The sequence below is a fragment of the Sorangium aterium genome (assembly GCF_028368935.1).
Taxonomy (GTDB): Bacteria; Myxococcota_A; Polyangia; order Polyangiales; family Polyangiaceae; genus Sorangium; species Sorangium atrum.
Map to the genome: position 1 here is coordinate 619,943 of NZ_JAQNDK010000004.1, position 23,958 is coordinate 643,900.

Below are 23,958 nucleotides of genomic sequence, written 5' to 3' on the forward strand. Positions count from 1 at the left end.
CCAGCTGTCCGTCCGGCTCAATGCTCTTCGGGCAAACCTGTACATCCATAACCGATGCTCATCGGACGCGTGGAGAGGGCCGATTCCCCTCGACGGCCGTCTTGGATGCGCCACGTTCGTTCAGCCGACCCCGTCGGAGGGGGCCGGACGCGAAGGGGGGACTCCATGCAGCCGCAGATGACGCGCGTCTCGATGGACGCGCTGAAGGACCTTCCCACGCCCGTGCGCCGCCGCGTGGATGCCGCGGATGTCTGGGTCCCGGAGGGCTACGAGGTGGAGCCCGTCGTGGCGGGGTTATCCTTCCCCTGTGCCCTCTGCTTCGACGAGGACGGCACGCTCTTCTTCGCCGAAGGCGGCAGCACCTGGCCCACCCGACCTTATATGACACCGCGTATCTGGCGCATGGCCCCGGGACGGGCCCCGGAGGTCTTCGCGGTGGAGGACCTGGGCGGTCCCCGCGGTATGGCGGTTCGGGGCGGCTATCTCTACGTCTCGCTCAAGGGCGGCTACAACATGCGGGTCACGCGCCATGACCTGCGGACCAGGGAGCGTATCGTCCTCGTGGACGGGATCCCCTCGGGCGGCTGGCACGAGCCTGGGGGGCCGATCTTCGGGCCGCATGACGGGATGATGTATTTCGGCCAGGGCTCCGTGGGCTTGCAGGGCGTCGTGGTGCCCGAGGGCTTCACCGTGGACCTCGCCAAGCACCCCCACGCGCACGACGTGCCGGGCCAGGACGTCACGCTCACCGGCAATACCGTATGGGCGCGCGATCCACGCCTGCCGTTCCCCTACTATGCCGAAACCGGACCCTTCCAGCCCTTCGGCACGCCCGTGACGAGGGGCCAGGTCGTCAAGGGCGAGCTCAAGTGCAATTCGGCCGTCTGGCGCTCGCGGCCCGACGGGAGCGAGCTCGAGCTCCTCGCCTGGGGCATCCGCAACCCCTTTGGACTTGCCTTCGGGGAAGACGGCCACCTCTACGCCACCGACAACGACTTCGAGGAGAAGGGCGAGCGCTCCATCGGCGAGGACCCGGACCGCATCTGGCGGATCAAGAACGCTCGGGTGCCGCCCGGAGAGGTCAAGGAGCCCGAGTGGTTCGGTTATCCGGACCTCTGCGGCGACGGCCTCCCCGTCTGGCACGATCTCCACCGGCCGATCCGGGGTAAAGCGGCCGAGCCCTTTCTTGAAAACCCGCCGCCTTGGGCCGGCCCCGCCGTCTTCCTGTTCCCGCCGCACACGGCGCTCGGCAAGCTCACCTTCAGCCGCTCGGACGCGTTCGGCTTCCGCGGCCACGCGTTCGTCTGCCAGTTCGGCACCTATGCGCCGCTCAACACCAACCGCGAGGCTGCGCTGGGCCGGGGCTTCCAGGTCGTCCGCTGCGACATCGCGGCCGGCGCCGGTGAGCCCTTCCTGCGAAACCGAGCTCCCGGTCCCGCTTCCGGCACGCCGGGCAGCGGTGGAATCGAGCGGCCCGTGGATTGCGCGTTCAGCCCGGATGGCAAGAGCCTTTATGTGCTCGACTTCGGCAACAACACGGCAAACCGCAGCTACGTGGTCGCCTACGCCCATACGGGCGTCATCTGGCGCGTGACCAGGCGGTGAGGGAGGGAAATAGGATGGATGGAATCGAAGCGGCCGATCCCGAGGGCCCCGGACCCGCGGCGATCGAAGGCCCCTACCTCCTGAATCTCCACGGTGAGACCTGGGACGCGCACCTCGATCGTGCGGCCAGGTGGCTCGCCCATGTCATCACGGCGCAGACGGCCTTCCGCAACGCCCTGGAGATCGCCGTCCCCAAGGTGGAGGAGCCCAACATCCGCCAGTTCCTCTCGGAGATCCTCGACCGCGCGCGGAGGCACGAGGAGGTGGCCCACCGCCTTCCCCGCACCATCGGCCGCGAGGCGGCGGAGGGGACGCGAGGCCTCGCGGGCGTCGTGATGGACGTGGCGCGCAGGGCGCTCGACGCCGTCGAGGGGCTCGCAGGGGGTGCCAGGGGCAACTGGAAGGACCTCCACCACCTTCTCATGCTCAATCTCGACGCCATGGGCGCCTTCGCCATTGCCGAGCAGCTGGGCCTCGCCCTCGCCCATCACGAGCTGCGCGACCTCGCCTTCGATGTCGAGGCCGAGAAGTCCACCGACCAGCTCATCCTCAAGGAGCTGATGCTGGAGATGGCGGCGGTCTCGATTCTCTACGGCGAGCGGGTCTGAGGGCACAGGTTCAGGGCCAAGCGGACCGCGCCGACGGGCTCGACGGTGGTCATCGACCCCGACCTGACGGCAGAATTCTAGCACGGTGCATGTAGAGCACCGGGGTCGCGCGCCGGTGCACACGTGCTTGCCTCGTGGCGGAGATCGATGGTGGTGAGCCGGGTCGTTCGCCGCGCAGGAGCTGCACGGCGTTCCCCGTCGCCTTCGCGGAGGAGGGGAGGCGCCGGCGGCGCTCAGCGCCGTGCGGACAGCGAGCGGAGACAGACCTCGATCCCGGCGCGCAGATTGCCGTGCGTGGTGACGCCGGAGAGGTCGACCCCGATGCCGCACATGGATTGGGCGACGGCGGGCCCGATGCCGGTGAGGACGCCGCTCGCGCCGAGCAGGCGGATCGCGCGGACGATGCGGACGAGGTGGTCGGCCGTCGCGGCGTCGACGCTCTCGATGCCGGTGACGTCGATGATGGCGAAGCGAGCGCCAGTGCGCACGACCTCGTCGAGGAGCTTGCTGGTGACGTCGGACGCGCGGGCGTTGTCGAGCGCGCCGATGAGGGGCACGGCGAGCACGCCCTCGGCGACCTGGAGGATGGGCGTGGACAGGGCGCGGATGAGCGCCTGCTGGCGCTGGATGACCGCGAGCTGAGCGGCGATGGCCTGCTTCTGCCGCTCGAGCTCGGCGATGGTGGCGGTCATGTGCTCCTCGTGCTCCCGCTGCGCCGTGATGTCCGTTCCAATGGCGAGGATGTGCGTCGTGCCGTCCTGCTCGACGAGAGGCACCTTGACGACGGACATCCACCGCGCCTTGCTGTTCGGGCGCGTGACGGGGTGAACCCTCGAGACCGGCTGCATGCGCGAGAGCACCTCCCGGTCCATCTCGCCGATGACAGAGAGCTCGGCGTGGGAGCGCGGCAGATCGGTAACGGTCTTGCCCACCGCGGCGTCCACCGTGGTGTCGTACAGTTCAGCATAGCTCTTGCTGACGAGCTTCATCTTGCCGTCCCGATCCTTGACCGTGACGACGATCGGGATGGTGTCGAGCACGAGGCGGATGAACTGCCGCTCGCGTTCGAGGGCGAGCTCTGCCTCCTTGAGCGCGGTGGTGTCGATCCGCAGGCCGACGAAGCTGCCGTCGGCGAGGCGGCCGCTCTTGAGGGCGATCCAGCGGTCCCCGAACCGCCGCATGTAGACGTCCCCGGGGCTGCGATGCTCCGCGAGGCGAGCGGCGACCCACTCGTCTTCGCTGAGGCCGCTGTGGAGGTGAATCCCGTTCCGGCAGCCCTCGCGGACGACGTCTTCGAACGCATTGCCTATCTGCATGGCGGCGGCGCATTCGGGGTAGAGCGACTTGTACGCCGTGTTGAAGAAGCGGAGCCGATCCTCGGCATCGTAGATGACGAAGCCGACGTCGAGCGCCTCGATGGCGTCGTTGATGCGCGCTCCTCGATCGCGCGCCGCCAGCTCGGCCCGGCGCTGCTCGGTCACGCCGCGCAGCGCGAGGAGCACCCCGGCGCACGCGCCCGCGGGGTCGACGAGCGGGCTGAGGCTCCCCTCGGCGAGGACGACGCGCTCGTTCGCGAGGTGGAGGGTGAAGTCGGGCGGCAGGGCGCGCGGGGCGCGATCGCGGAGCACCTGCTCGAGCAGCGCGCCGAGGGGCGGATCGGGCCGAAGCGCCTCATCGACGGGCGCTCCGCGCGCCGTCGCCCCGGGCGTGGAGGACAGGCGCTCGGCGGCGGGGTTCAGCGCCAGGATCCGGCCGCTTTCGTCGAGCAAGAGCAGCGGATCGACGCTGCAGGTGAAGGCGAGCGAGTAGAGATCGACAGGAGCGTCGCTAGGCATCGGGAGCAGCGTAGAGCAAGATCTCCTTACGGTGTTGGCCTCGGTGACCCCATGGCGCGTCCGCAGACAGCGGAGCTTCCGCCGAGCTCGGCGTGGCTCGAGCCTTGAACCGCCGTACGATCGCGGCCGCCGACGCAGCGCCTCCTGGACGACCACGTGCCGTGGCACACCGGCAGCCGTCCTGGCATTGCCCGCCCATGCACCCACACGCTGCGTGATCCACCCTCCATTCCTTGCCTCTTCGCTGAGCTCCTTCGAGCGCCGAGCGATCCGGTTTACGAGGTGGACTCTGCACGTTCCATCTCGGCCCCTTCGCAGAGGCGGCCGCGGCCTCGGGCACATCGTGGCGGGGATCGAGGGCCCTCGGGGATGAGGTGGGGGCCCGGGTCGTTCACGAGGCGATCGGTCGGCTGCTCGGCCTGACGCCGGCACCGAACGGGCGAGCAAGGGCGCGTCGACAGTAGCAGGCCACGAAGACGAGGCGTCAGAGTGCGATAGACGTGGAGATCCCCGTAGGCCGAACCGCGTCGTCACGAGCCGCTTCGCCATGGATTTGGCACGACCCAGGGACCGCCAACCCCTGGGAGCGCGGCGGGCCGACGACGCGCCCGCTCCGATCAACGACCTGGCGAGTCCGAGCTGCCACGCGACCGGGAGAAGGCGGCCCCAACATCGCCGCCGCGGAGAGGCACAACGTGCTCTTGATGGGTGCACCGGGCTCCGGGGGAGCCGGCAACACGATCTGGCCACGCGTGGAGGCCAACGTCCGCACAGACATGGGCGGCGCGCAAGCGCGATTCTCCTAGAGCACGGACGGCACCCGATTCACCAGCCTGGGCAACACGCTCAACATGAACAAGGATTAACAATACTTCCTGGGCTATCGCTCCGGCATCTTCAATCACGCCACGCAGCCTTTAGGGGGCTCGGTGAACGTTGCTTCCTTCGAGGTAACCACGGCGTGACATGCGGGCCGGCCCAAGGAGGCGGGCGCCTCCATCGATGCCATTGGCTGCCAGGCCCACGGCACGGGTGACCTGTCCGCCGCCACCGTGAAGCGGTTCATCGACGAGATCACCTCCGAGACCAGCTGTCTGGCGACACCTGACGAAGCTTCGGGAGAGCGGCGAGGTCGAAGAATGGTCATGAGCACAATATCGATCCAACGCAAGGTCCTCATCATGGCACCATCGCTCTGTGGTGCGACAGTGTTTCCGTCCGGCGCCATGGCCACGGGCGACGCTGGCGCCGCCCCTGCGGACAACGGCAGCGAGGACGAGGGCGGGCGCGCCTGCCGGGTCGAATCGGGGCCCAGCTCCCCGGCGGGCGCGGTCGCCGCCCTGGTCGCGCTGGGCGCGGTCGTGGCGCAGCGGCGTGCGCGAAAGGCAGGTGCGAGTTGAATCGCCGACGCGTGCGGGGGCTGAGCGTGTCCGGATCGAGGCGAGCGGCGCGACCACCGGCGGCTGACGACCCACTCAGGGCAAAGCCGGAGGACGAGGCCCGACGGGGGACGTTCACGCCGATCCGCCCCTCCGCCGCCGAGATCGGGCCCGGCCAATGGCAGGGCTCCGCTCGCGCGGCGCATCAGGAGAGGCGGGCGCCGGGGTGCGGTCGTGGTGGATGTCGATACCATTCCCCCCGCGCGCGACTAAGCTTGGCCCCGATGGACGACAACTCTCCTCCCGAGGGGCGCATCAAGAGAGGCGGGCGCCGGGCCGCGGTCATGGTCGATGTGGCCAAGCTCGCCGGCGTCTCGTACCAGACGGTCTCGCGGGTCCTGCACGACAGCCCCCACGTGCATCGGGACACGCGGGAGCGCGTGCTCGACGCGATCCGCCAGCTCGACTACCGCCCGAGCTCCGTGGCGCAGGCGCTCGTCACCGGGCGCTCGCGGACGCTCGGTGTGGTCAGCTTCGACACGACGCACTACGGCCCGGCGTCGACGCTCCACGGGCTCGAGACGGCGGCGCACGACGCCGGGTACGGCGTCAGCGTCGTCAGCCTGAAATCGCTCAGCCGCGCGCCGGTGGTGGATGCGGTGAAGAGGCTGTGCGATCAGGGCGCCGACGGCATCATGGTCATCGCCCCGCTGCGGTCGGCGGTGGACGCGCTCCGCCACGTCACCTCCGACGTGCCGGTGGTCGCCGTCGAGGGGGGGCCGGACGATTCGGTCCCGGTGGTCGCCGTCGACCAGCACGGCGGCGCGGCGGCCGCGACCCGCCATCTCCTCGACCTGGGTCACCGGACGGTGTGGCATATCGCCGGTTCGGTCGAGTCGCTCGAGGCCGAGCAGCGCATCGAGGGCTGGCGTTCGACGCTGGAGGCCGCGGGCGTCGAGCCGCCGCCTCTCCTGCGCGGCGACTGGAGCGCACGCTCGGGCTACGAGCTCGCCCCGCAGCTGGCGCGCACGCCAGGCGTCACCGCCGTGTTCGTGGCCAACGACCAGATGACCCTGGGCGTGCTCCGCTACCTCCACGAGAGCGGACGCGCGGTGCCGCGGGACATTAGCGTCGTCGGCTTCGACGACATCCCGGAGGCGGCCTACTTCACGCCTCCGCTCACCACCGTCCGCCAGGACTTCTCCGAGCTGGGGCGCAGGTGCCTCCACTTGCTGCTCGGGCAGATCGAGAGCGGCCGCCGCTCCTGCTCGCGCCTCGTGGTCGATGCCGAGCTGATCTTGCGCAAGAGCACCGCCGCGGTCCCCCGGAACCGATGAGCGCTCCAGCCTGCCAGCTTCGTCTGCACGCATCCGCTCACGGATCAGAAACCCGTGATAGATCCGATAAGGCAGTGGAATATCCACCGCAGCCATGAGGCGCTTGTCCTCGTCGGGGTATAGAGGGCTTGGGGCCTTGTTGTTGTCCGCCTCGGGAACCCACCGCCCGGGCCGCCTCGCCATCCCCGAGGGCGACGGCGCGGCTCAGGATGCCGGCGAGCGAGGCAACCACGGCGATCCGAGGGGAGGGAGAACCCTGGCGGGACTGTTCCGCGGCGCTGAACCGTCGCGATCCGTCGCTTCCCCGGGGATTTGGGGAGAGCGTGACGACGGATCGCACCCCCTCGGAACGCGTGGGCCCAACCCGGGCCCAAGCGTCAAGCCTCGGGTCCGGGGAGAGCGCCGTGATCGATCAGTCGCCTCGCGCCACCGTGATCGCCTCGCTCGCCGGCACACTGAGCCGCGCCGTCGCCCTCGGGGACGAGGTGGCGGCCCGGGTCGTTCACGAGACGATCGGTCGGCTGCTCGGGCTGCCGGTGGCACCGGAGGGGTGAGCAAGCTTGGGCCGAACGTCGATCCCGCCGCTCGCGTCGACTCGCTGCCGGAGCCTTGCCGCTCGCCAGTGCCCGCAGGCTCTACTGGGATCGCCCGCGCGGGCGCTCTGCGTTCTCGCGCGCCGACATATTTCCCGAGGATCTCGTAGCCGCAGAGCAGGACGTAGAGCCTGGAGACCTCGGTGCTCATGACCCGAGCGGCGGCGAGAGGCGGGCGGCCTCGGGGGACAGATCGATGCTCACCATCATGTTCGGCTCAATCGTAGAAAAGATCGGGGAGGTGGTCGAATCTCCTCGAGGAGGTGGAGAGATGGCCGGACCTCCTCGGAGAGATGGCCGGACCTCCTCGGGGAGATGGCGGATTGGTCCGAGTCTGCTCAAGTTGAGCAGACTCGGCGCAAGCAACACCTTGCTTGCCGGGCATTTTCCCCGGGATCTCACGCCTGTCCAGGAAGCCTCGAGCGCTGGCTCCCATCTTGCTCTGTCCGCGCCCACCTGAACGGAGAGCGGAAATTCATGCGAACGTTGAAGATCCCGGCGGTGATGCTCGGCACCTGGCTGGCCGCGGCCAGCGCGGGTTGCGAGAACAGCGCCGAGGAGCCGAAGCCGGGGCCCACGGGCTCCAGCACCACGACGAGCAGCGGCGGTCACGGCGGCGAGGGCCAGGGCGGCGACGGCGGGCAGGGCGGCGACGGCGGGCAGGGCGGCGACGGCGGGCAGGGCGGCGACGGCGGGCAGGGCGGCGACGGCGCCGGCGGGCAGGGCGGCGCGGGGGGGCAGGGCGGCGATGGGGCCGGCGGGCATGGCGGGGGAGAGCCCAGCACGTTCTGCCAGCCCGACGCCCTGGCGTCTTGCTACACCGGCCCGGCCGGCACCCAGGGCGTGGGCGCCTGCGCGGCGGGCTTCATGATCTGCGACGCGCTGGGCTCGGGCTATGGCCCGTGCACCGGCGAGGTCCTGCCCTCGGCCGAGGCGTGCGGCACGATCACCGACGACGATTGCGACGGGCAGGTCAACGAGGAGGACGCGGGGTGCGCCTGCGTCCCGGGATCGGCGCAGCCTTGTTATGGCGGCCCCGCGGGCACCGAGGGCGTGGGCGCCTGCCACGCGGGCACGCAGACCTGCAACGCGCTGGGGACGGGCTACGAGGCCTGCACGGGCGAGGTGCTGCCCTCGGTCGAGACGTGCACGAGCGCCGCGGACGACGATTGCGACGGGCAGGCCAACGAGGAGGGCGCGGGGTGCGTCTGCGTCCCGGGGTCGACCGTGCCGTGCTACCAGGGCCCCGCGGGGACCGAGGGCGTGGGCGTCTGCCACGCGGGCGTGCGCACCTGCAACGCCCAGGGCACGGGCTATGGCTGGTGCACCGGCCAGAGGGTGCCCGACGAGGTGGAGTGGTGCGCGAGCCCCCAGGACGAGAACTGCGACGGGCTGGTGAACCCCGCCTGCGCGCCGGTGACGCTGGCGGCGGGGAGCGCGCACTCGCTCGCGGTGCGCTCCGACGGCACGATCTGGGGCTGGGGCGACAACGGCGATTACCAGGTCAGCGTCTACCAGAACGCCGGGGTCTATGGAGATCCGTTCTTCGTCCAGGAGCTGAGCGGCGTGACCGACGCCGCCGCAGGTTACGGGCACTCGCTGGCCCTGCTCGCGGACGGCACCGTCCGGGCCTGGGGCACCAACTACGGCGGCCAGCTCGGGACCACCACGACCATCCCCGATCTCGTCGTGGTGCCCGGCCTCGACCAGGTGATCGACGTGGCGGCGGGGCGATATCACTCGATGGCGCTGCGGTCGGACGGCACGGTCTGGACCTGGGGCGATAGCTCCTCCGGCCAGCTCGGGGACGGCACCGTCGGCTGGCGCGCGACCCCGGCGCCCGTGCCCGGCCTGAGCAACGTCGTCGCCATCGCGGCGGGCGACATCCACGCGCTGGCCGTGCTCGCCGACGGCACGGTGTGGGCCTGGGGCGAGGGATCGCAGGGGCAGCTCGGCGACGGCGCGTCGGCCGACAGCGCGGTCCCGGTGCAGGTCTCGGGGCTCGACGGGGCGATCGCGGTGGCCGCGGGGACCTGGCACTCGCTGGCGCTGCGCTCGGACGGCACCGTGCGGGCCTGGGGCGAGGGGTCCGAGGGCCAGCTCGGGCAGGGCGTGGCGGCCGACAGCGCGGTGCCGGTGCCCGTCGCGGGGCTCGACGCGGTGACCGCGATCGCCGCGGGGATGGGGCACTCGCTGGCGCTGCGCTCGGACGGCACCGCCCGGGCCTGGGGGAGCAACGGCAGCGGGCAGCTCGGCAACCCGGGCTATTCGTGGTCGCAGCCGCATCCCACCCCGGTGCCCGTGCTCCTCGACCAGATCACCGCCATCGCCGCGGGCGACATGTACGCGCTGGCGCTGCGCGCCGACGGGACCCGCTGGGCCTGGGGCGACAACGACAGCGGGCAGCTCGGCTACCACGATGTAGGATCGTCCGTCGGGGTCCCGGTGGAGGTGTGGCCGCACTGGTGAGCGCGGTGTTGCCGAGCCAGCTCATTGATGGCCATGAAGACCGCTTGGATGATGGCCATCATTGCGCGGCTGCGCGCCCACCACGGACGCGATGGTGCGGGCGTACTCGGGCGCGTCAAGGGTGCGCTACCTGCCGGTCGCCGCTACGCGCCCTTGGTCCGCCCTGCGTGCGCCCGCTGGGTGGCGCCCCGGGTGATGGGCATACGGATGCCACCGGAGGGGGTTCCAGGCTCCGGATGGCAGCAAGAAGTCGGCTCACAAGGTGCCGCAAAAGGCCCATCTATGGGTTGCTGTACGGTGGGACCGGTGATGCCGCGAGCCCTTCACCGCGGGCGACGCGGCGGCGCAGAGCGCCCCGTTGGGCCACACCGGAGCCGCCCTCGGCGGCGAAGCAGGCGGAAACTACGAAAATCGCTGCTATTTCCAGCGACCGCTCGCTATCGACCGGTTTCTCTGGCGGGACGATTCCGCGGGGGCGAACCGTCGCGATTCGTCGGATCCCTGGGGATTTTGGGAGGGCGTGACGACGGATCGCACCCCCCTGGAAGGCGTGGGCCCAACCCGGGCCCAAGAGTCAAGCCCCGGGCCTGGGGAGCTCGCCGTGACCGATCCGTCGCCTCGGGCGGCCGTGGTCGCCTCACTCGCCAGCACCCTGAGCCGCGCCGTCGCCCTCGGGGATGAGGTGGCGGTCCGGGTCGTTCACGAGGCGATCGGTCGGCTGCTCGGGCTGCCGGTGGCACCGGAGGGGTGAGCAAGCTTGGGCCGAACGTCGAGCTCGCCTCTCGCGTCGACTCGCTGCCGGAGCCTTGCCGCTCGCCAGTGCCCGCGGGCTCTACTGGGATCGCCCGCGCGCAGTGGTTGCGTGCCGAAGCGCTCCTGACCGCGCCGCACGCCGAGGCGCGTGCGGCGCGGTCAAGAGCGGCGCGGTGACCGACGTGCAACGCACGTCCGGCGACATGCGGCTCAATCCGCATCTGCACGTGGTCTTCCTCGACGGGGCTTATCACGAAGACGGCACCGAGCTCGTGTGGAACGAACTCGGTCACCTGCGAGCGCGAGGTCGGTCAGGTCCTAGAGCACGCCGTCGGGCGGATGCTCCGTTACCTCCGGCGGCACGGGCATCTCGAGCTCGAGCACGACGTCGAGGAGGATGACGAGCCCGAGGCAGCGCTCTGTGCCTCCGCCGTCTCGGGACGAGAGCCGCGCCACACGTCGTCGCCCCGCAATGGCTCCGCGGGCTCTCGCCGTATTGTCCGAGCGCGCTCGCGTACGACAAGCCGCTGTGCGCTGCGCTCGATGGCTTCACCTTGCACGCAGCGACGCGCGCCGGTGCGCACCATGCCGCGGCGAGGGAGGCGCTGCTGCGTTACGTGCTGCGACCCCCGAGCGCAAAGGAGCGCGTCGAGCCGCAGCAGGACGGCCTGGTGCGGCTGTCGCGGAGGCGCGCCTTCGCTGACGGGACTGCCCTTGTGGACATGGATCCGCTCTCGCTCTTGTGCCGCCTCGCAGCCAGCGTTCCGCCGCCGCGCTTTCACACCGTCAAGTACGCTGGCGTGCTCGCCTCGGCGAGTCGCCCACGTTGGCGCGCAAGCGCATCGGACCGCGCCCTGCGAAGCCAGAAGAGCCTACCACTACTGTGTCAGCGCGGCGCGGACACGAACCAATGCGCGCTGCGGCGTAACGGCGGGCGGTGGCACGCAGGGCAACGAGGCAGCCACGCGATCAAGGCGCGAGCGATCGCGCGGCGAACGGTCGCGAGCGAGTCGGCGAAGTGACGCTCAGGCCGCGAAGCGGAGCGGGTGGGCGTGACCTTCGGCGTCTGCCGAGGGAAAAAAAGACCGATCACGCTCGGCCACGATGAAGGCGTAACAGCACAGGACGACGGAAACATGGTGGTGCCAGCCTCGGAATCGCCGCCCTTCGAAGTGATCGAGCCCCAGCTCGCCCTTCATCTCTTCGTAGGCCTGCTCAGTTCGGTAGCGCTCCTTGTACTGGCGTACGATCTGCTTCTTGGACATCTTGGTCCCCAGCGTCGTGACCGCGAACTTCGAGGGATCGCTTTCGCCGAACGGCCACTCGATGAGCAGCCACAGCGGTTCGTGCTCCTCGACCGGGATGCCATCGTCAATCGTCATTGGCGAGCCGAACGCGTCGCAAGGCGAACCGCGACGCGAGCTTCTTGCCCGTACCTTCGCGCCATGTGATCCGACGAAACGCCTTTTTGCCAAGCTTGCGCGCGAGCTCGTCGGCTGTCATGGGCGTCTTGTTCCAGCGCCCGCCGGGACCGAGGGCGACGACCATCGTCGTCGAGTCCACACCGACGGGGTAGTCGAAGCCGAGCAGGCGGATTCATGAAACCCGTACGATCGGCAATCGGGACATCGTCGATCACCACCTGATTACGAGTGCTCCCGACGCCTCGTTCGCGGCGGGCTCCGTCGCGGTGTGCGAGCCCGGCGCGGTCGTCGCGGGCCACGCGGGCCACGCGGGCCACGACTGCCGGCCGGGAGCGATCGCCTCATGACGCAGCGCCGCGACCACATGCCCCTTCACGCCGAAAAAAGCCGTACGTCCCGCTTGACCTTCATTCCGCGGTTGTGTGTAATCGGCTGCGCTGCGAATAGCCTTGAATTGTGGACCGTCACCCTGCCACGGCGTCGATGGACTCGCCCATCGAAGCGTGAGTACCAGCGTGATGCAGCATGGTATCCGTGCCGACCGCGCCCCTGAAACGTCGGGGGCGCGCCCGTGTCACCGGCTGCCGCCCTGGAGCTCACTCCGGTGCTCCTGGGACGGTTCTGAACGAGATGCGTGACGCCCTCGCGTCGCTGCTCGGGCTCGCACACGGCGGCTGATGTTCTGCCCCTGAAGAGACTCCTACCACCACACACGAGATGACCTATCACGACTTCAGCTCCGAGGACGCCAGCATTCACCGCTCGTTCGAGCTCCAGGCCGGGCGCACGCCCGGCGTCGTGGCCGCATCCTTCGGCCCTGACCGGCTCACCTATCAGGAGCTGAATCGCCGCGCGAACCAGCTCGCGCACCACCTGAGGAGCCTGGGCGTCGGCCGCGACGTCCTCGTCGCGCTCTGCGCCGAGCGCTCCCTGGAGGCGCTCATCGGGCTGCTCGCGGCGCTCAAGGCCGGCGGCGCCTATGTCCCTGTCGACCCCGCGTACCCGCGGGAGCGGGTCGCCTTCATGCTCGAGGACGCCGGGGCGCCCGTCCTGCTCACCCAGGCGCGGCTGCTCCCGTCGCTGCCGCGCCACGGGGCGCGCGTGGTCCTCCTGGACGGCGATCGCGATCTGACCGCGGGCTTCAGCGGCGAGGACCCGCCGGACACCACGGGCCCCGACGACCTCGCCTACGTCATCTACACGTCGGGCTCGACCGGCAGGCCCAAGGGCACGCTGCTGACGCACCGCGGCCTCACCAACCTCACCCGCGCGCTGGCCGAGCGATTCGACGTGGCGCCGGGCTGCCGCGTGCTCCAGTTCGCGTCCCTCAGCTTCGATGCGTCGGTCTGGGAGATCGCGATGACGCTCGCCCGGGGAGGCACCCTGGTGATGGGGGCGCAGGCCGAGATGATCCCCGGGCCCGCGCTGCTCGATCGGATGCGCGCGGAGGAGGTGTCGATCGCGACCTTCCCCCCCTCCGCGCTCGCCGCCTTCCCCGAGGGCGCGGAGCGCTCGCTGCCCGCGCTCCGGACCCTCATCGTCGCCGGCGAGACCTGCCCGGCCGACCTCGCCGCGCGCTGGGCGCAGGGGCGCAGGTTCATCAACGCCTACGGTCCCACCGAGTTCACCGTGTGCGCCACGATGGCCGACGGGCTCGACCCGGTTCGGGACCCCGGCGAGCCCCTCTCCATCGGCCGGCCGATCAGGAACGCGCGCTGCTACGTGCTCGACCATGCCATGCGCCCGGTCCCGGACGGCGAGGCCGGCGAGCTCTACCTCGGTGGACCCGGGCTGGCCCGGAGCTACCTGGGACGGCCCGAGCTCACGGCGGCGCGGTTCGTCCCCGATCCGTTCAGCTCCACCCCGGAGGCCCGGCTCTACCGCACGGGGGACGTGGTGCGCCGCCTGCCCGGCGGCGATCTCGCCTTCCTCGGGCGCGTCGACCAGCAGGTGAAGATCCGCGGCCACCGCGTCGAGCTCGGCGAGGTCGAGGCCGCGCTTGGGCGCCACCCCGCCGTCCGCGCGGCGGTGGCCGTCGCCAGCGAGGGCCGCCTCGTCGCCTACGTCGTCGCGCGCCCGGACGCGCCGGACGCGCCCCCGGCCGCCCCCCGGGCCGTCGTGCCCGCGCTGCGCAGCTTCCTCCGCGAGAGCCTCCCCGAGGTCATGATCCCGTCGACGTTCGTGCTGCTCGACGCGCTGCCGCTCGGCCCCAGCGGGAAGGTGGACCGCGCGGCCCTGCCGCCGCCGGACGCCGCCCGGCCCGATCGCGGCGACGGCGAGCCCCTCGCGCCGCGCAACCAGATCGAGGCGGCGATCGCCGCGGCGTGGGCCGAGGCGCTCGGGATCGAGCACCTCGGCGTCCACGACGACGTCTTCGACCTCGGGGCGCACTCGCTGCTCGCCGCGCGGGTGCTGTCGCGGCTGCGCCGCGCGCTCGGCGTCGAGCTCTCCCTGCAGAGCCTGTGCGACGCCCCCACGGTCGCCGCGCTGGCCGAGCTCGTGGAGTCGCTCCCCCGGCCGAAGCAGCGCCCGGCCGCCGCGGCCATCCGGCCTGCGCCGCGCGACCGGCCCATCCCCCTCTCGCACGGGCAGCGGCAGATCTGGCTCCACGCCTCGCTCCACCCGGGCGCGCTGTTCTACAACGAGCCGTTCTCCCTGCGCCTCCGCGGGCCCCTCGACGTCCCGGTCCTGGGGCGCGCCCTCGACGAGCTCCTCAGGCGCCACGAGATCCTGAGGAGCGTCGTCGCGGTCGTCGGCGGCGAGCCCGTGCAGCAGATCCTGCCCCCGGCGCCGCTCGATCTGCCGGTCGTCGAGCTGACCGCGCTGCCGGCCGAGGCGCGGTGGGGGCGCGCCGTCGCGCTCGCCACAGACGAGGCCCGGCGCCCGTTCGATCTCGCCCGCGGCCCGCTGTTCCGGGCCACGCTGGTCCGGCTCGACGAGGCCGACCACGTGCTGTTCGTGGTGGTGCACCACATCCTGATGGATGGAGTCTCCATCTTCGACGCGCTCCCGAGGGAGCTCCACGCGCTCTACCAGGCGTTCGCCGTGGGCAGGCCGTCGCCGCTGCCCGAGCGCGCGATCCACTACGCCGATTACGCGGTCTGGCAGCGGGAGCAGCAGCTGAGCGGCGCCCTCCAGCCGCAGCTCGATTACTGGAGGCGACAGCTCGCCGACCTGCCCACCCTGGAGCTGCCGATCGACAGGCCGCGCCCGGCCGCCCCGAGCCTCGCGGGGGCCCGCCACTGCGTCGCCCTGTCGCGGGAGCTCACGCTCCGGCTGAAGGCGCTGGCCAGGGAGCAGGGCGTCACGCTCTTCGTGGTCCTGCTCTCGGCCTTCAAGGCGATGCTCTACCGGTACGCGCGGCAGGACGAGGTCGTCGTGGGCACGTCCGCGTCGTGCCGCCACCCGCCGGAGACCGAGGACCTCCTCGGCTTCTTCCTGAACACGCTCGTGCTGCGCACCGACCTGCGCGGCGACCCGACGTTCCGGCAGCTGCTCGGGCGCGTGCGGGCGGTGAGCCAGGCCGCGCTCTCGCACCAGGACGTGCCGTTCGCCAGCGTCGTGCAGGCGCTCCAGCCGAAGCGGGTCCCCGGCCAGAACCCGCTGTTCCAGGTCGCCTTCGTGCTGGAGCCGCCCGTGCCGGCGCTCGATCCGGGCTGGACCCTGAGCCAGCTCGACGTGGACACGGGCGCGTCCAAGTTCGACCTGATGCTGGAGCTCGACGAGCGCGAGGACGGCATCATCGGGCGCATCGAGTACAGCACCGCGCTGTTCGACGCCCGCACCATCGAGCGGATGGCGGGCCACTACGAGGCCCTGCTCGAGGGCGCGTCGCGCGACGTCGATCTGCGCCTCTCGGCGCTGCCGCTGCTCACGCCCGAGGAGCGGAGCGCGCTCCGCGCGTGGGGCACCGCCCCGGCCGGCCCCGGGTCGGACGCGTGCATTCACCGCCTCTTCGAGGCCCAGGTCGAGCGCTCTCCCGAGGCCGTCGCGGTCGTCTTCGACGACGGCGCGGGCAACGTCACGTCGCTCACCTACCGGGAGCTGAACCGGCGGGCCAACCAGCTCGCGCACACCCTGCTCGGCCTCCGCGCGCCGGGGGCGCCGGGGCCCGGGGCCGCGCCCGGCCCCGACGAGGGGGCCCTCGCGCGCACCGACGAGGGGGCCCTCGCGCCCGAAGACCGCGTGGCCGTGTGCATGTACCGGTCGATCGAGATGATCGTCGCGCTCCTCGGCGTGCTGAAGGCGGGCCTCGCCTTCGTGCCCCTGGATCCGACCTACCCCACCGAGCGCCTCGCGTTCATGCTGGAGCAGGCCCGGGTCCGCGTGATGCTCACCCAGGTGCGCGTCGGCGCGGTGCTGCCGGGGTGCCGCGCGCGCGTCCTCTGCCTGGACGCGGATCCCGAGGAGATCGGCCGGGCGCGCGACGACAACCCGACGGAGCTGGCGACGCCGGACCAACTCGCCTATGTCATGTACACGTCGGGCTCCACCGGCCGGCCCAAGGGCGTGGCCGTGCCGCACCGGGGCGTGGCTCGGCTCGTCAAGGGCACGACGTACGCGCGCTTCGCGCCGGACGAGGTCTTCCTGCAGCTCGCGTCGATCTCCTTCGACACGTCGCAGTTCGAGATCTGGGGCGCGCTCCTCAACGGCGGCCGGCTGGTCGTCATGCCCCCCGCGCCCGCGTCGCTCGACGACCTGGATCGCGTGATCCGGCAGCACGGGGTGACCACGGTGTGGCTCACCGCCGGCGTCTTCCACCTCCTCGTGGACGAGCGGATCACGGCGCTGCGCGGCCTGCGCCAGATCGTGGCCGGGGGGGACGTCCTGTCCCCGCAGCACGTCAACCGGGTCCTCGCCGAGCTCCCGGGGTGCCGGATGATCAACGGCTACGGGCCCACGGAGGCCGCGACGTTCGCCTGCTGCGCCGCGGTGGAGCGCCCGGTCGGCCACACGGTGCCCATCGGAAGCCCGATCCCCGGCACGAGGGTGCACGTGCTCGACCGGGATCTCAACGAGGTCCCGGCCGGCGTCCCCGGGGAGCTCTGCATCGGCGGAGAGGGCCTCGCGCGCGGCTACCTCGATCTGCCGGAGCTCACCGCGGAGCGGTTCATCCACGATCCCATCGGCGGCGAGCCGGGAGGGCGGCTGTACCGGACCGGCGATCGCGTCCGCCTGATGCCGGACGGGCAGCTCGAGTTCCTCGGCCGCATGGATCAGCAGGTCAAGGTCCGCGGTTACCGGATCGAGCTCGGCGAGATCGAGGTGGTCCTCGGCGAGCACCCGGCCGTGCGCGAGGTGGTCGTGGTGGCGCAGCCGGCGCGCTCGGGCGACCGGCGCCTCGTGGCGTACGTCGTCCCGCACGGCGGCAGGGCCGCGGCGCCGCCCGCGCAAGCCGGGGCCCGCGCGCGCCCGTTCATGGCGGATCCGACCGGCGGGCTCGAGCGTGCGATCCGCGATCACGCGCAGCGGCGGCTGCCCGACTACATGCACCCCTCGGCCATCGTGCTGCTCGACGCGCTGCCCCTCACGGGCAACGGCAAGGTGGACCGCCGCGCCCTGCCGGCCCCCGTCGAGCTCCGCCCCGAGAGCGCGCCCCTGGTGGCGCCGCGGAGCTCGCTCGAGGAGCGGCTCACCGCGATATGGCAGGACGTCCTCGGCATCGAGCGCGTGAGCGTGCAGGACAACTTCTTCGATCTGGGCGGCCACTCGCTGCTCCTGATGCGCCTCCACGAGCGCGTCCGGGAGTCGTTCGGCAGCGATCTCTCCATCGTCGATCTGTTCGCGCGCCCGACGGTCACCGATCTCGCCGCGTTCCTCGCGAGCGGCAGCGGCGGCGGGAGCGACCTCTCGGAGGCCGACGCCCGGGCGCTGAAGCAGCGAGAGATCCTGAAACGAAAGAAGCAGGCAGCCAAGAGCAGACAGAATGGATCCGCTTGATCAACCCGTCCCGGAGGACCAAATCGCGATCATCGGGATGGCCGGCCGCTTCCCGGGCGCGAGGAGCGTCGACGCCTTCTGGCAGAACCTGCGCGATGGGGTCGAGTCGATCGCGGCGCTCTCGGATCAGGATCTCGCCGCGGCGGGCGTGCCCCCGGAGGTGGCCTCGGACCCGAGCTACGTCCGCGCGCGGGCCGTGCTCGACGAGGTGGAGTGGTTCGACGCGGCCTTCTTCGGGATGACCCCGCGAGAGGCCGAGATCCTGGATCCGCAGCACCGCTTCTTCCTGGAGTGCGCGTGGGAGGCGCTCGAGCACGCCGGGTACAACCCCGAGGCGTTCAAGGGGACCATCGGCGTCTACGCGGGCGCGAGCGGCCACGACACGTATTTCCTGAGCAACCTTTACCCGAACCACGAGCTCAGGAAGGCGATGGACTACCAAGTCTACGTCGCCAACGACAAGGACTTCCTGCCCACGCGGACCTCGTACAAGCTGAACCTCCGCGGGCCGAGCGTCGCGGTCCAGACCGCCTGTTCCACCTCGCTCGTGGCCGTCCACATGGCCTGCCAGGCGCTGCTCACCTACCAGTGCGACATGGCGCTGGCCGGCGGCGTGGCCATCAACGTCCCCACGCGGTCGGGTTACCTGTACCGGCACGGCATGATCCTCTCGCCCGACGGGCGCTGCCGCGCGTTCGACGCCGAGGCGCAGGGGACGGTGGTCGGCAACGGCGCGGGCGTCATCGTGCTGCGCCGGCTCGAGGACGCCCTCGACAGCGGCGATCACATCGAGGCGGTGATCCGGGGCTCGGCCGTCAACAACGACGGCTCGGGCAAGATCGGGTTCACCGCGCCGGGCGTGGAGGGGCAGGCGCAGGTCATCGCGCAGGCCCTGGCGATGGCGAACACCGATCCCGAGACGATCAGCTACGTGGAGGCCCACGGCACCGGCACGCGCCTCGGGGATCCCATCGAGGTCGCGGCGCTCACCCGGGCGTTCCGCGCCCGGTCCCGCGGCCAGCGCAAGGGCTGGTGCGCGCTCGGCTCGGTCAAGCCGAACGTCGGGCACCTCGACGTCGCCGCCGGCATCACCGGCGTGATCAAGGTCGTGCAGGCGCTCCGCCACCGGCAGATCCCGGCCAGCCTGCACTTCAAGACGCCGAACCCGGAGATCGACTTCGCGAACAGCCCGTTCTACGTCAACGCGGCGCTCGCGGACTGGGAGCCCGGCGACGGGCCCCGCCGCGCCGGCGTGAGCTCGTTCGGCATCGGGGGCACCAACGCCCACGCCATCCTCGAGGAGGCGCCCCACGCGGCGGCGGCGCCCGGCGGGCGGTCCTGGCAGCTCCTCCTGCTCTCCGCCCGCACGAGGACCGCGCTCGACACGATCACCGAGAACCTCGTCGGGTACCTCAAGGCGCACCCGGACGTCAGCCTGCCGGACGTCGCGTTCACGCTCCAGGTCGGCCGCAAGACGTTCCCGCACCGGCGCATGCTCGTCTGCAACGACACAGACGAGGCGGTGAGCCTGCTGTCGACGCTCGGGGAGCGGCGGGTCCTCGCGCACGTCGAGGAGGCCATCGATCGCCCGGTCGTCCTCATGTTCCCGGGGCAGGGCACGCAGTACGCCGGCATGGCGCGGGAGCTGTACGAGCGGGAGCCCACGTTCTGCGCCGGCGTCGATCTCTGCGCGGCCATGCTCCAGCCCGAGCTCGGGTTCGATCTCCGCGAGGTGATCTACCCGCCCCCGGGGCGGGAGGCGGCGGCCGCGGAGCTGCTCAAGCAGACGCGCTTCGCCCAGCCCGCGCTCTTCGTGATCGAGTACGCGCTCGCCACGCTCTGGATGGAGTGGGGCATCCGGCCCGCGGCGATGATCGGCCACAGCCTCGGCGAGTACGTCGCGGCCTGCCTCGCGGGCGTCTTCTCGCTGGAGGACGCGCTGAAGATCGTCGCCCGGCGGGGCAAGCTGATGCAGGAGATGCCGCCGGGCGCGATGCTCGCGGTCCCGCTGCCCGAGGCCGAGGTGCAGCCGCTGCTCGACGAGGGGGGCGGCGCGCTCTCGCTCGCGGCCGTCAACGGGCCGGCCGCCTGCGTCGTGGCCGGGCCCGAGGACGCCGTCGAGGCGCTCTCCGACCGGCTCTTCGCCGAGCGCGAGCTGGAGTGCACGCGCCTCCAGACGTCGCACGCGTTCCACTCCCGGATGATGGAGCCGATGCTCGCGTCGTTCACCGCGATCGTGGCCCGCGCGCGCCCGAGCGCCCCGAAGATCCCGATCGCGTCGAACGTCACCGGCACCTGGCTGTCCGCGGCCGACGCGCAGGACCCCGGGTACTGGGCGAGGCACGTGCGCGAGCCGGTGCGCTTCATGGCGGGGCTCGGCGAGGTGCTCGCCGATCCGACGCGCGCCCTGCTCGAGGTCGGCCCGGGCCGGGTGCTCGCGACCCTGGCCAAGCAGCACCCCGCGCGGGGCGCCCGCCGGGTGATGCTCTCGTCGATCCGGCACGTCCACCACCGCCAGTCCGACATCGGGTTCCTGCTGGAGACGCTGGGCCAGCTCTGGCTCTCCGGCGTCCGCGTCGACTGGTCGGGCTTCTACACCCACGAGCCCCGCCGGCGCGTGCCCCTGCCGACCTACCCGTTCGAGCGGAAGCGGTACTGGATCGACCCGCCCTCGAGCGCCGCGCGCCGGCCGGCGCGCAGCGCGCCGGAGCCGGCCGGCCTGATCCACCTCCTGGCCTGGAAGCGCTCGGTGCTGTCGGGGTCGATGAAGGCGTCGGCCCGGCCGGCCAGGGCGCAGTGCTGCGTCGTCTTCGCCGACAGCTACGGGCTGGGCGCCCGGATGGAGATGCGGCTCCGCCGGGACGGCTACAAGGTCATCACCGTGCGGCCGGGCGAGGGCTTCGCCGAGACGGGCGAGGGCGAGTTCACCGTCGCCCCCGCGAGCCGCGCGGACCACGCGTCCCTCTTCGGCGCGCTGCGCGCGGCGGGCGTGTCCCCCTCGCGCATCATGTTCCTGTGGGGCGTGACCAAGCCCGCGCGCGCGCCGCTCGACGCCGGCCGCCTCGCGGAGGCCCAGCGCCTCGGGTTCGCCAGCCTCGTCGCGCTGGCCCAGGGGATCGGCGACGCGGGGATTCGCGACGAGGTGCGGCTCGGCGTCGTGACGAGCCACATGCAGAAGGTGACCGACGCGGCCGTGCTCTGCCCCGAGAAGGCCACGCTGCTCGGCCCGTGCGAGGCCATCCCCAGGGCGTACCCGAACGTCTCGTGCATCAGCGTCGACATCGACCTGCCGGAGCCGCGGACGCTGCAGGAGGCGAGGCTCATCGACCAGCTCCTCGCCGAGGTCACGCTGGAGCAGACCGAGCCCGTCATCGCCTACCGGAACGGGGAGCGCTGGGTCCGGATCTTCGAGCCCGCGCGCATGGACCGCGCCGAGGGCCTGCCGCCGCGCCTCCGGGAGGGCGGCGTCTACCTGATCGCCGGCGGGCTCGGGGCCGTCGGCTCCGCCCTCGCGGAGCACCTCGCGAAGGTCGCGCGCGCGAAGCTCGTGCTCGCGGGCCGGACGGCGCTCCCGCCCCGGGAGGCCTGGGACGGCCTCGCCGGCGCGGGCGCCTTCGACGCGCTACGCCGCAAGATCGGCGCGGTGCTCGAGATGGAGCGGCTGGGCGCCGAGGTGCTGCTCGTGACGGCCGACGTCACGCGGCTCGACGACATGCAGCGCGCGGTGGCCGAGGGGCTCCAGCGCTTCGGGCGGATCGACGGCGTGATCCACGCGGCGGGCGCCCGCCGCGCCGTGCCCCTCCAGCGCATGACGCGCGAGGAGGGCGAGGCGCTCCTCGCCCCGAAGCTCGACGGCGCGCTCGTCCTCGACGAGTCGCTCCGGGGCCTCCGGCCCGATTTCGTCGCGCTGTGCGCCGCGCGGACCGCGGGCGCCCGCGGGGCGGGCCTCGCGGGCCAGTGCGCCGCGACCGCCTTCCTCGGCGCCTTCGCGCAGCGGCGGGCCGCCGGTGACGGCCCGCTCACGATCGCGATCGAGTGGGACCCGTGGCAGCGGCAGGACGCCTCGCGCGGCAAGGATCCCGAGCCCGCGGCCGACTCGAGCGAGGGCGGCGCGGCCGCCGCGGAGGAGGGGATCTCGCGCGACGAGGCGCTCGACGCCTGGATGCGCGTCCTCACGAGCCCCACGCCCCACGTCCTGGTCCTGAAGCGGGAAGCGCAGGCTAAGCAGCGCCCCTCGGCCAGCTCGATCGCGCCGCCCTCGCGGGACGTCGAGTCCGAGGGCATCCCGAGATCGGTCCACCCGCGGCCCGACCTCGGCACGGCCTACGTGGCGCCGCGCGATCCGCTGGAGCGCGCCGTCGCCGAGACGTGGGAGAAGCTGTTCGGCATCGAGCGGATCGGCGTCCACGACGACTTCTTCGCGCTCGGCGGCGACTCGCTGCTCGCCGTCCAGCTCATCTCCCGGCTGCGCAGCGTCGTGAACATGGATCTCCCCGGCCACAGCCTGCTCAACGCGCCGACCGTGGCGGCCCTGGCCGAGCTCATCGCGCAGTCCGACTCGCCCTCATCCACCTCGCTGTCGAGGCGCTCTCCCGCGCGCCTCTTGCCCGCGTCGCTCGTGCGGATCAAGCCCGGCACCGGGCGGCCGCTCTTCCTGATGCACCCGGTCGGAGGGCACGTTTACTTCTACCACGATCTCGCCACCTGCCTGGACCCGGCGCAGCCCGTGTACGGGCTGCAGGCGCAGGGCATCGAAGGCAAGGCGCCGCCCTTGACCCGCGTCGAGGAGATGGCCGCGCGCTACCTCGAGGCGGTACGGCGGCACATCCAGCCGGAGGGCCCCTACGTGCTCGGCGGGTCGTCCTTCGGCGGGGTCGTCGCCTTCGAGATGGCGCACCAGCTCATCTCCGGGGGCGAGCGCGTCGCGCTTCTCATGATGATCGACACGCCCGCGCCCTCGGCGGTGTTCCCCGAGGATCTCGACACCCCCGAGCGCCTCGCCTACCTGATCAGCGGCGATGCGAGTCTCCCCGTCCCCGCGGAGGAGATCCGGCACCTCTCCCCGGACGAGCAGCTGCTCCACGTGCTCCAGCGCAAGAAGGGTGTCTCCCGGATGTTCCCGAAGCTGGCGCTCCAGGAGCTCGCCACGTTCCGCAAGATCGTCACCGCCAACCTGCAGGCGATGCTGCGCTATGTCCCCCGCCCCTACCCGGGTGACGTGCTCTTCTTCGAGGCGAGCGAGCGCGACGCCATGACCGTGAACAACCCGGCGCGGGGATGGCTCGATTTGATCCAGGGCCAGCTAACTGTCCACGAGGTCCCTGGCAATCACATCACCATGAATTTGCCGCCGAACGTGCAAGTCATGGCCGATCATCTGCGCGCGGTCCTCGAGACGGCGGGACATCAGGGCTGATGTTGACGCCCGGCCGGCGGGCTCTTTACCATGGGTGTGGAGCGGCGACGCCCCCGCGCGGTCGCGCGGGCTCGAGTGCGGCCAGGGCGCGCGGCGGAGGTGGAGAATGTCGAAGATCACCGCGGAGCAGGCGAGAGAGGAGCACGTCGCGCTCCTCAAGGCGTGGACGAAGGCGGTGGGGGCCGTCAAGGACTACGGCTTCCTCGATCGCCACCTGGCCGAAGGCTGGCGGTACGTCGATTACAACGGAGTGCAGCGCGGCAAGGACGAGTACCTGAAGCTCGTCGACAGCATGTTGACGTACACGCAGGAGCTCCGGCAGTGCGACGTGCGTATCGTCGGCGGGGACGTCGCTATCGTGAGCGGCGTCTACCGCTCGCGCGCCGAGCTCAAGGGCGGTGTCAAGCTCGATAACACCATCGCCTTCACCGCGGTCTGGGAGCTCAAGGGCGGTGAATGGAAAGCCCTCGTGCACCACACGACGAGGATCCCTGACGCGTCGTGATCGACGTCCGCGCCGAGCGGGTCGAAGCGCTCCGGCGGCCGGCGCCTCGCCGGCGAGGCCGGAGGAAACGTTGACAGGGATCCTGCTTCGAGTA

The 23,958-nt window shown here is 71.7% G+C and carries 15 protein-coding genes; 11 read left to right on the forward strand and 4 right to left on the reverse strand.

The genetic code is table 11. The features are described 5' to 3' along the window. Nucleotides 1-165 precede the first annotated feature (165 nt). Both POL72_RS33775 and POL72_RS33780 read left to right on the forward strand, forming a co-directional pair. Nucleotides 166-1,605 carry a PQQ-dependent sugar dehydrogenase gene (locus POL72_RS33775; RefSeq protein ID WP_272100903.1) on the forward strand — a complete coding sequence of 480 codons (1,440 nt, stop codon included), beginning with the start codon at nt 166-168 and terminating at the stop codon, nt 1,603-1,605. Nucleotides 1,606-1,619: 14 nt separating this feature from the next. After that, nucleotides 1,620-2,213 (forward strand): hypothetical protein, encoded by a 594-nt coding sequence (locus POL72_RS33780; protein WP_272100904.1) that lies wholly within the window; start codon nt 1,620-1,622, stop codon nt 2,211-2,213. Between the two features lie 233 nt (nt 2,214-2,446). Here POL72_RS33780 and POL72_RS33790 read toward each other — a convergent pair whose 3' ends face one another. Continuing rightward, the gene (locus POL72_RS33790) at nt 2,447-4,048 is read right to left on the reverse strand and encodes a PAS domain-containing protein (RefSeq protein ID WP_272100905.1); all 1,602 of its coding nucleotides are present in this window, start codon (nt 4,046-4,048) and stop codon (nt 2,447-2,449) included. Nucleotides 4,049-5,274: 1,226 nt separating this feature from the next. On the opposite strand from POL72_RS33790, the gene POL72_RS33795 reads away from it, so the two are divergent. From POL72_RS33795 to POL72_RS33815, 5 genes are all read left to right on the forward strand, one after another. Further along, a complete protein-coding gene (locus tag POL72_RS33795; RefSeq protein ID WP_272101793.1) occupies nt 5,275-5,448 on the forward strand; it encodes an MYXO-CTERM sorting domain-containing protein in 174 nt (57 codons plus the stop codon). A 263-nt stretch (nt 5,449-5,711) separates the two neighbouring features. Then, complete coding sequence (locus POL72_RS33800) at nt 5,712-6,764, forward strand: LacI family DNA-binding transcriptional regulator (protein WP_272100906.1); 1,053 nt, start codon at nt 5,712-5,714, stop codon at nt 6,762-6,764. Between the two features lie 404 nt (nt 6,765-7,168). Then, nucleotides 7,169-7,318, forward strand: a complete 150-nt coding sequence (locus POL72_RS33805; protein WP_272100907.1) for a hypothetical protein — start codon at nt 7,169-7,171, stop codon at nt 7,316-7,318. 516 nt (nt 7,319-7,834) lie between these two features. After that, nucleotides 7,835-9,826: an RCC1 domain-containing protein gene (locus tag POL72_RS33810; protein WP_272100908.1), complete on the forward strand. Its 1,992-nt coding sequence runs from the start codon at nt 7,835-7,837 to the stop codon at nt 9,824-9,826. Nucleotides 9,827-10,427: 601 nt separating this feature from the next. Then, on the forward strand, nt 10,428-10,577 hold the full coding sequence (locus POL72_RS33815; RefSeq protein WP_272100909.1) for a hypothetical protein: 150 nt from the start codon (nt 10,428-10,430) through the stop codon (nt 10,575-10,577). Between the two features lie 320 nt (nt 10,578-10,897). Here POL72_RS33815 and POL72_RS33820 read toward each other — a convergent pair whose 3' ends face one another. After that, a complete protein-coding gene (locus POL72_RS33820) occupies nt 10,898-11,035 on the reverse strand; it encodes a hypothetical protein (protein ID WP_272100910.1) in 138 nt (45 codons plus the stop codon). 71 nt (nt 11,036-11,106) lie between these two features. Between POL72_RS33820 and POL72_RS51935 the strand changes: the two genes are divergently transcribed. Further along, the gene (locus POL72_RS51935; RefSeq protein ID WP_373372289.1) at nt 11,107-11,601 is read left to right on the forward strand and encodes a transposase; all 495 of its coding nucleotides are present in this window, start codon (nt 11,107-11,109) and stop codon (nt 11,599-11,601) included. 3 nt (nt 11,602-11,604) lie between these two features. Here POL72_RS51935 and POL72_RS33825 read toward each other — a convergent pair whose 3' ends face one another. Continuing rightward, nucleotides 11,605-11,961, reverse strand: a complete 357-nt coding sequence (locus POL72_RS33825; protein WP_272100911.1) for a transposase — start codon at nt 11,959-11,961, stop codon at nt 11,605-11,607. Beyond that, nucleotides 11,951-12,127 (reverse strand): hypothetical protein, encoded by a 177-nt coding sequence (locus tag POL72_RS33830; RefSeq protein WP_272100912.1) that lies wholly within the window; start codon nt 12,125-12,127, stop codon nt 11,951-11,953. The genes POL72_RS33825 and POL72_RS33830 overlap by 11 nt, the downstream gene beginning before the upstream one ends. Nucleotides 12,128-12,720: 593 nt before the next feature. Between POL72_RS33830 and POL72_RS33835 the strand changes: the two genes are divergently transcribed. From POL72_RS33835 to POL72_RS33845, 3 genes are all read left to right on the forward strand, one after another. Beyond that, nucleotides 12,721-17,943, forward strand: coding sequence for a non-ribosomal peptide synthetase (locus POL72_RS33835; protein WP_272100913.1), 5,223 nt, complete (start codon nt 12,721-12,723; stop codon nt 17,941-17,943). After that, nucleotides 17,930-23,359 (forward strand): type I polyketide synthase, encoded by a 5,430-nt coding sequence (locus POL72_RS33840; RefSeq protein WP_272100914.1) that lies wholly within the window; start codon nt 17,930-17,932, stop codon nt 23,357-23,359. Before POL72_RS33835 ends, POL72_RS33840 begins: the two co-directional genes overlap by 14 nt. A 106-nt stretch (nt 23,360-23,465) precedes the next feature. Continuing rightward, a complete protein-coding gene (locus tag POL72_RS33845) occupies nt 23,466-23,864 on the forward strand; it encodes a YybH family protein (RefSeq protein WP_148313982.1) in 399 nt (132 codons plus the stop codon). Nucleotides 23,865-23,958 lie beyond the last annotated feature (94 nt).

Bases quoted from the DNA above. Each gene is read 5' to 3' on its own strand.
- POL72_RS33775 (WP_272100903.1), top strand. From the start codon at position 166: ATGCAGCCGCAGATGACGCGCGTCTCGATGGACGCGCTGAAGGACCTT.
- POL72_RS33780 (WP_272100904.1), top strand. From the start codon at position 1,620: ATGGATGGAATCGAAGCGGCCGATCCCGAGGGCCCCGGACCCGCGGCG.
- POL72_RS33790 (WP_272100905.1), bottom strand. From the start codon at position 4,048: ATGCCTAGCGACGCTCCTGTCGATCTCTACTCGCTCGCCTTCACCTGC.
- POL72_RS33795 (WP_272101793.1), top strand. From the start codon at position 5,275: ATGGCCACGGGCGACGCTGGCGCCGCCCCTGCGGACAACGGCAGCGAG.
- POL72_RS33800 (WP_272100906.1), top strand. From the start codon at position 5,712: ATGGACGACAACTCTCCTCCCGAGGGGCGCATCAAGAGAGGCGGGCGC.
- POL72_RS33810 (WP_272100908.1), top strand. From the start codon at position 7,835: ATGCGAACGTTGAAGATCCCGGCGGTGATGCTCGGCACCTGGCTGGCC.
- POL72_RS33825 (WP_272100911.1), bottom strand. From the start codon at position 11,961: ATGACGATTGACGATGGCATCCCGGTCGAGGAGCACGAACCGCTGTGG.
- POL72_RS33830 (WP_272100912.1), bottom strand. From the start codon at position 12,127: ATGGTCGTCGCCCTCGGTCCCGGCGGGCGCTGGAACAAGACGCCCATG.
- POL72_RS33835 (WP_272100913.1), top strand. From the start codon at position 12,721: ATGACCTATCACGACTTCAGCTCCGAGGACGCCAGCATTCACCGCTCG.
- POL72_RS33840 (WP_272100914.1), top strand. From the start codon at position 17,930: ATGGATCCGCTTGATCAACCCGTCCCGGAGGACCAAATCGCGATCATC.
- POL72_RS33845 (WP_148313982.1), top strand. From the start codon at position 23,466: ATGTCGAAGATCACCGCGGAGCAGGCGAGAGAGGAGCACGTCGCGCTC.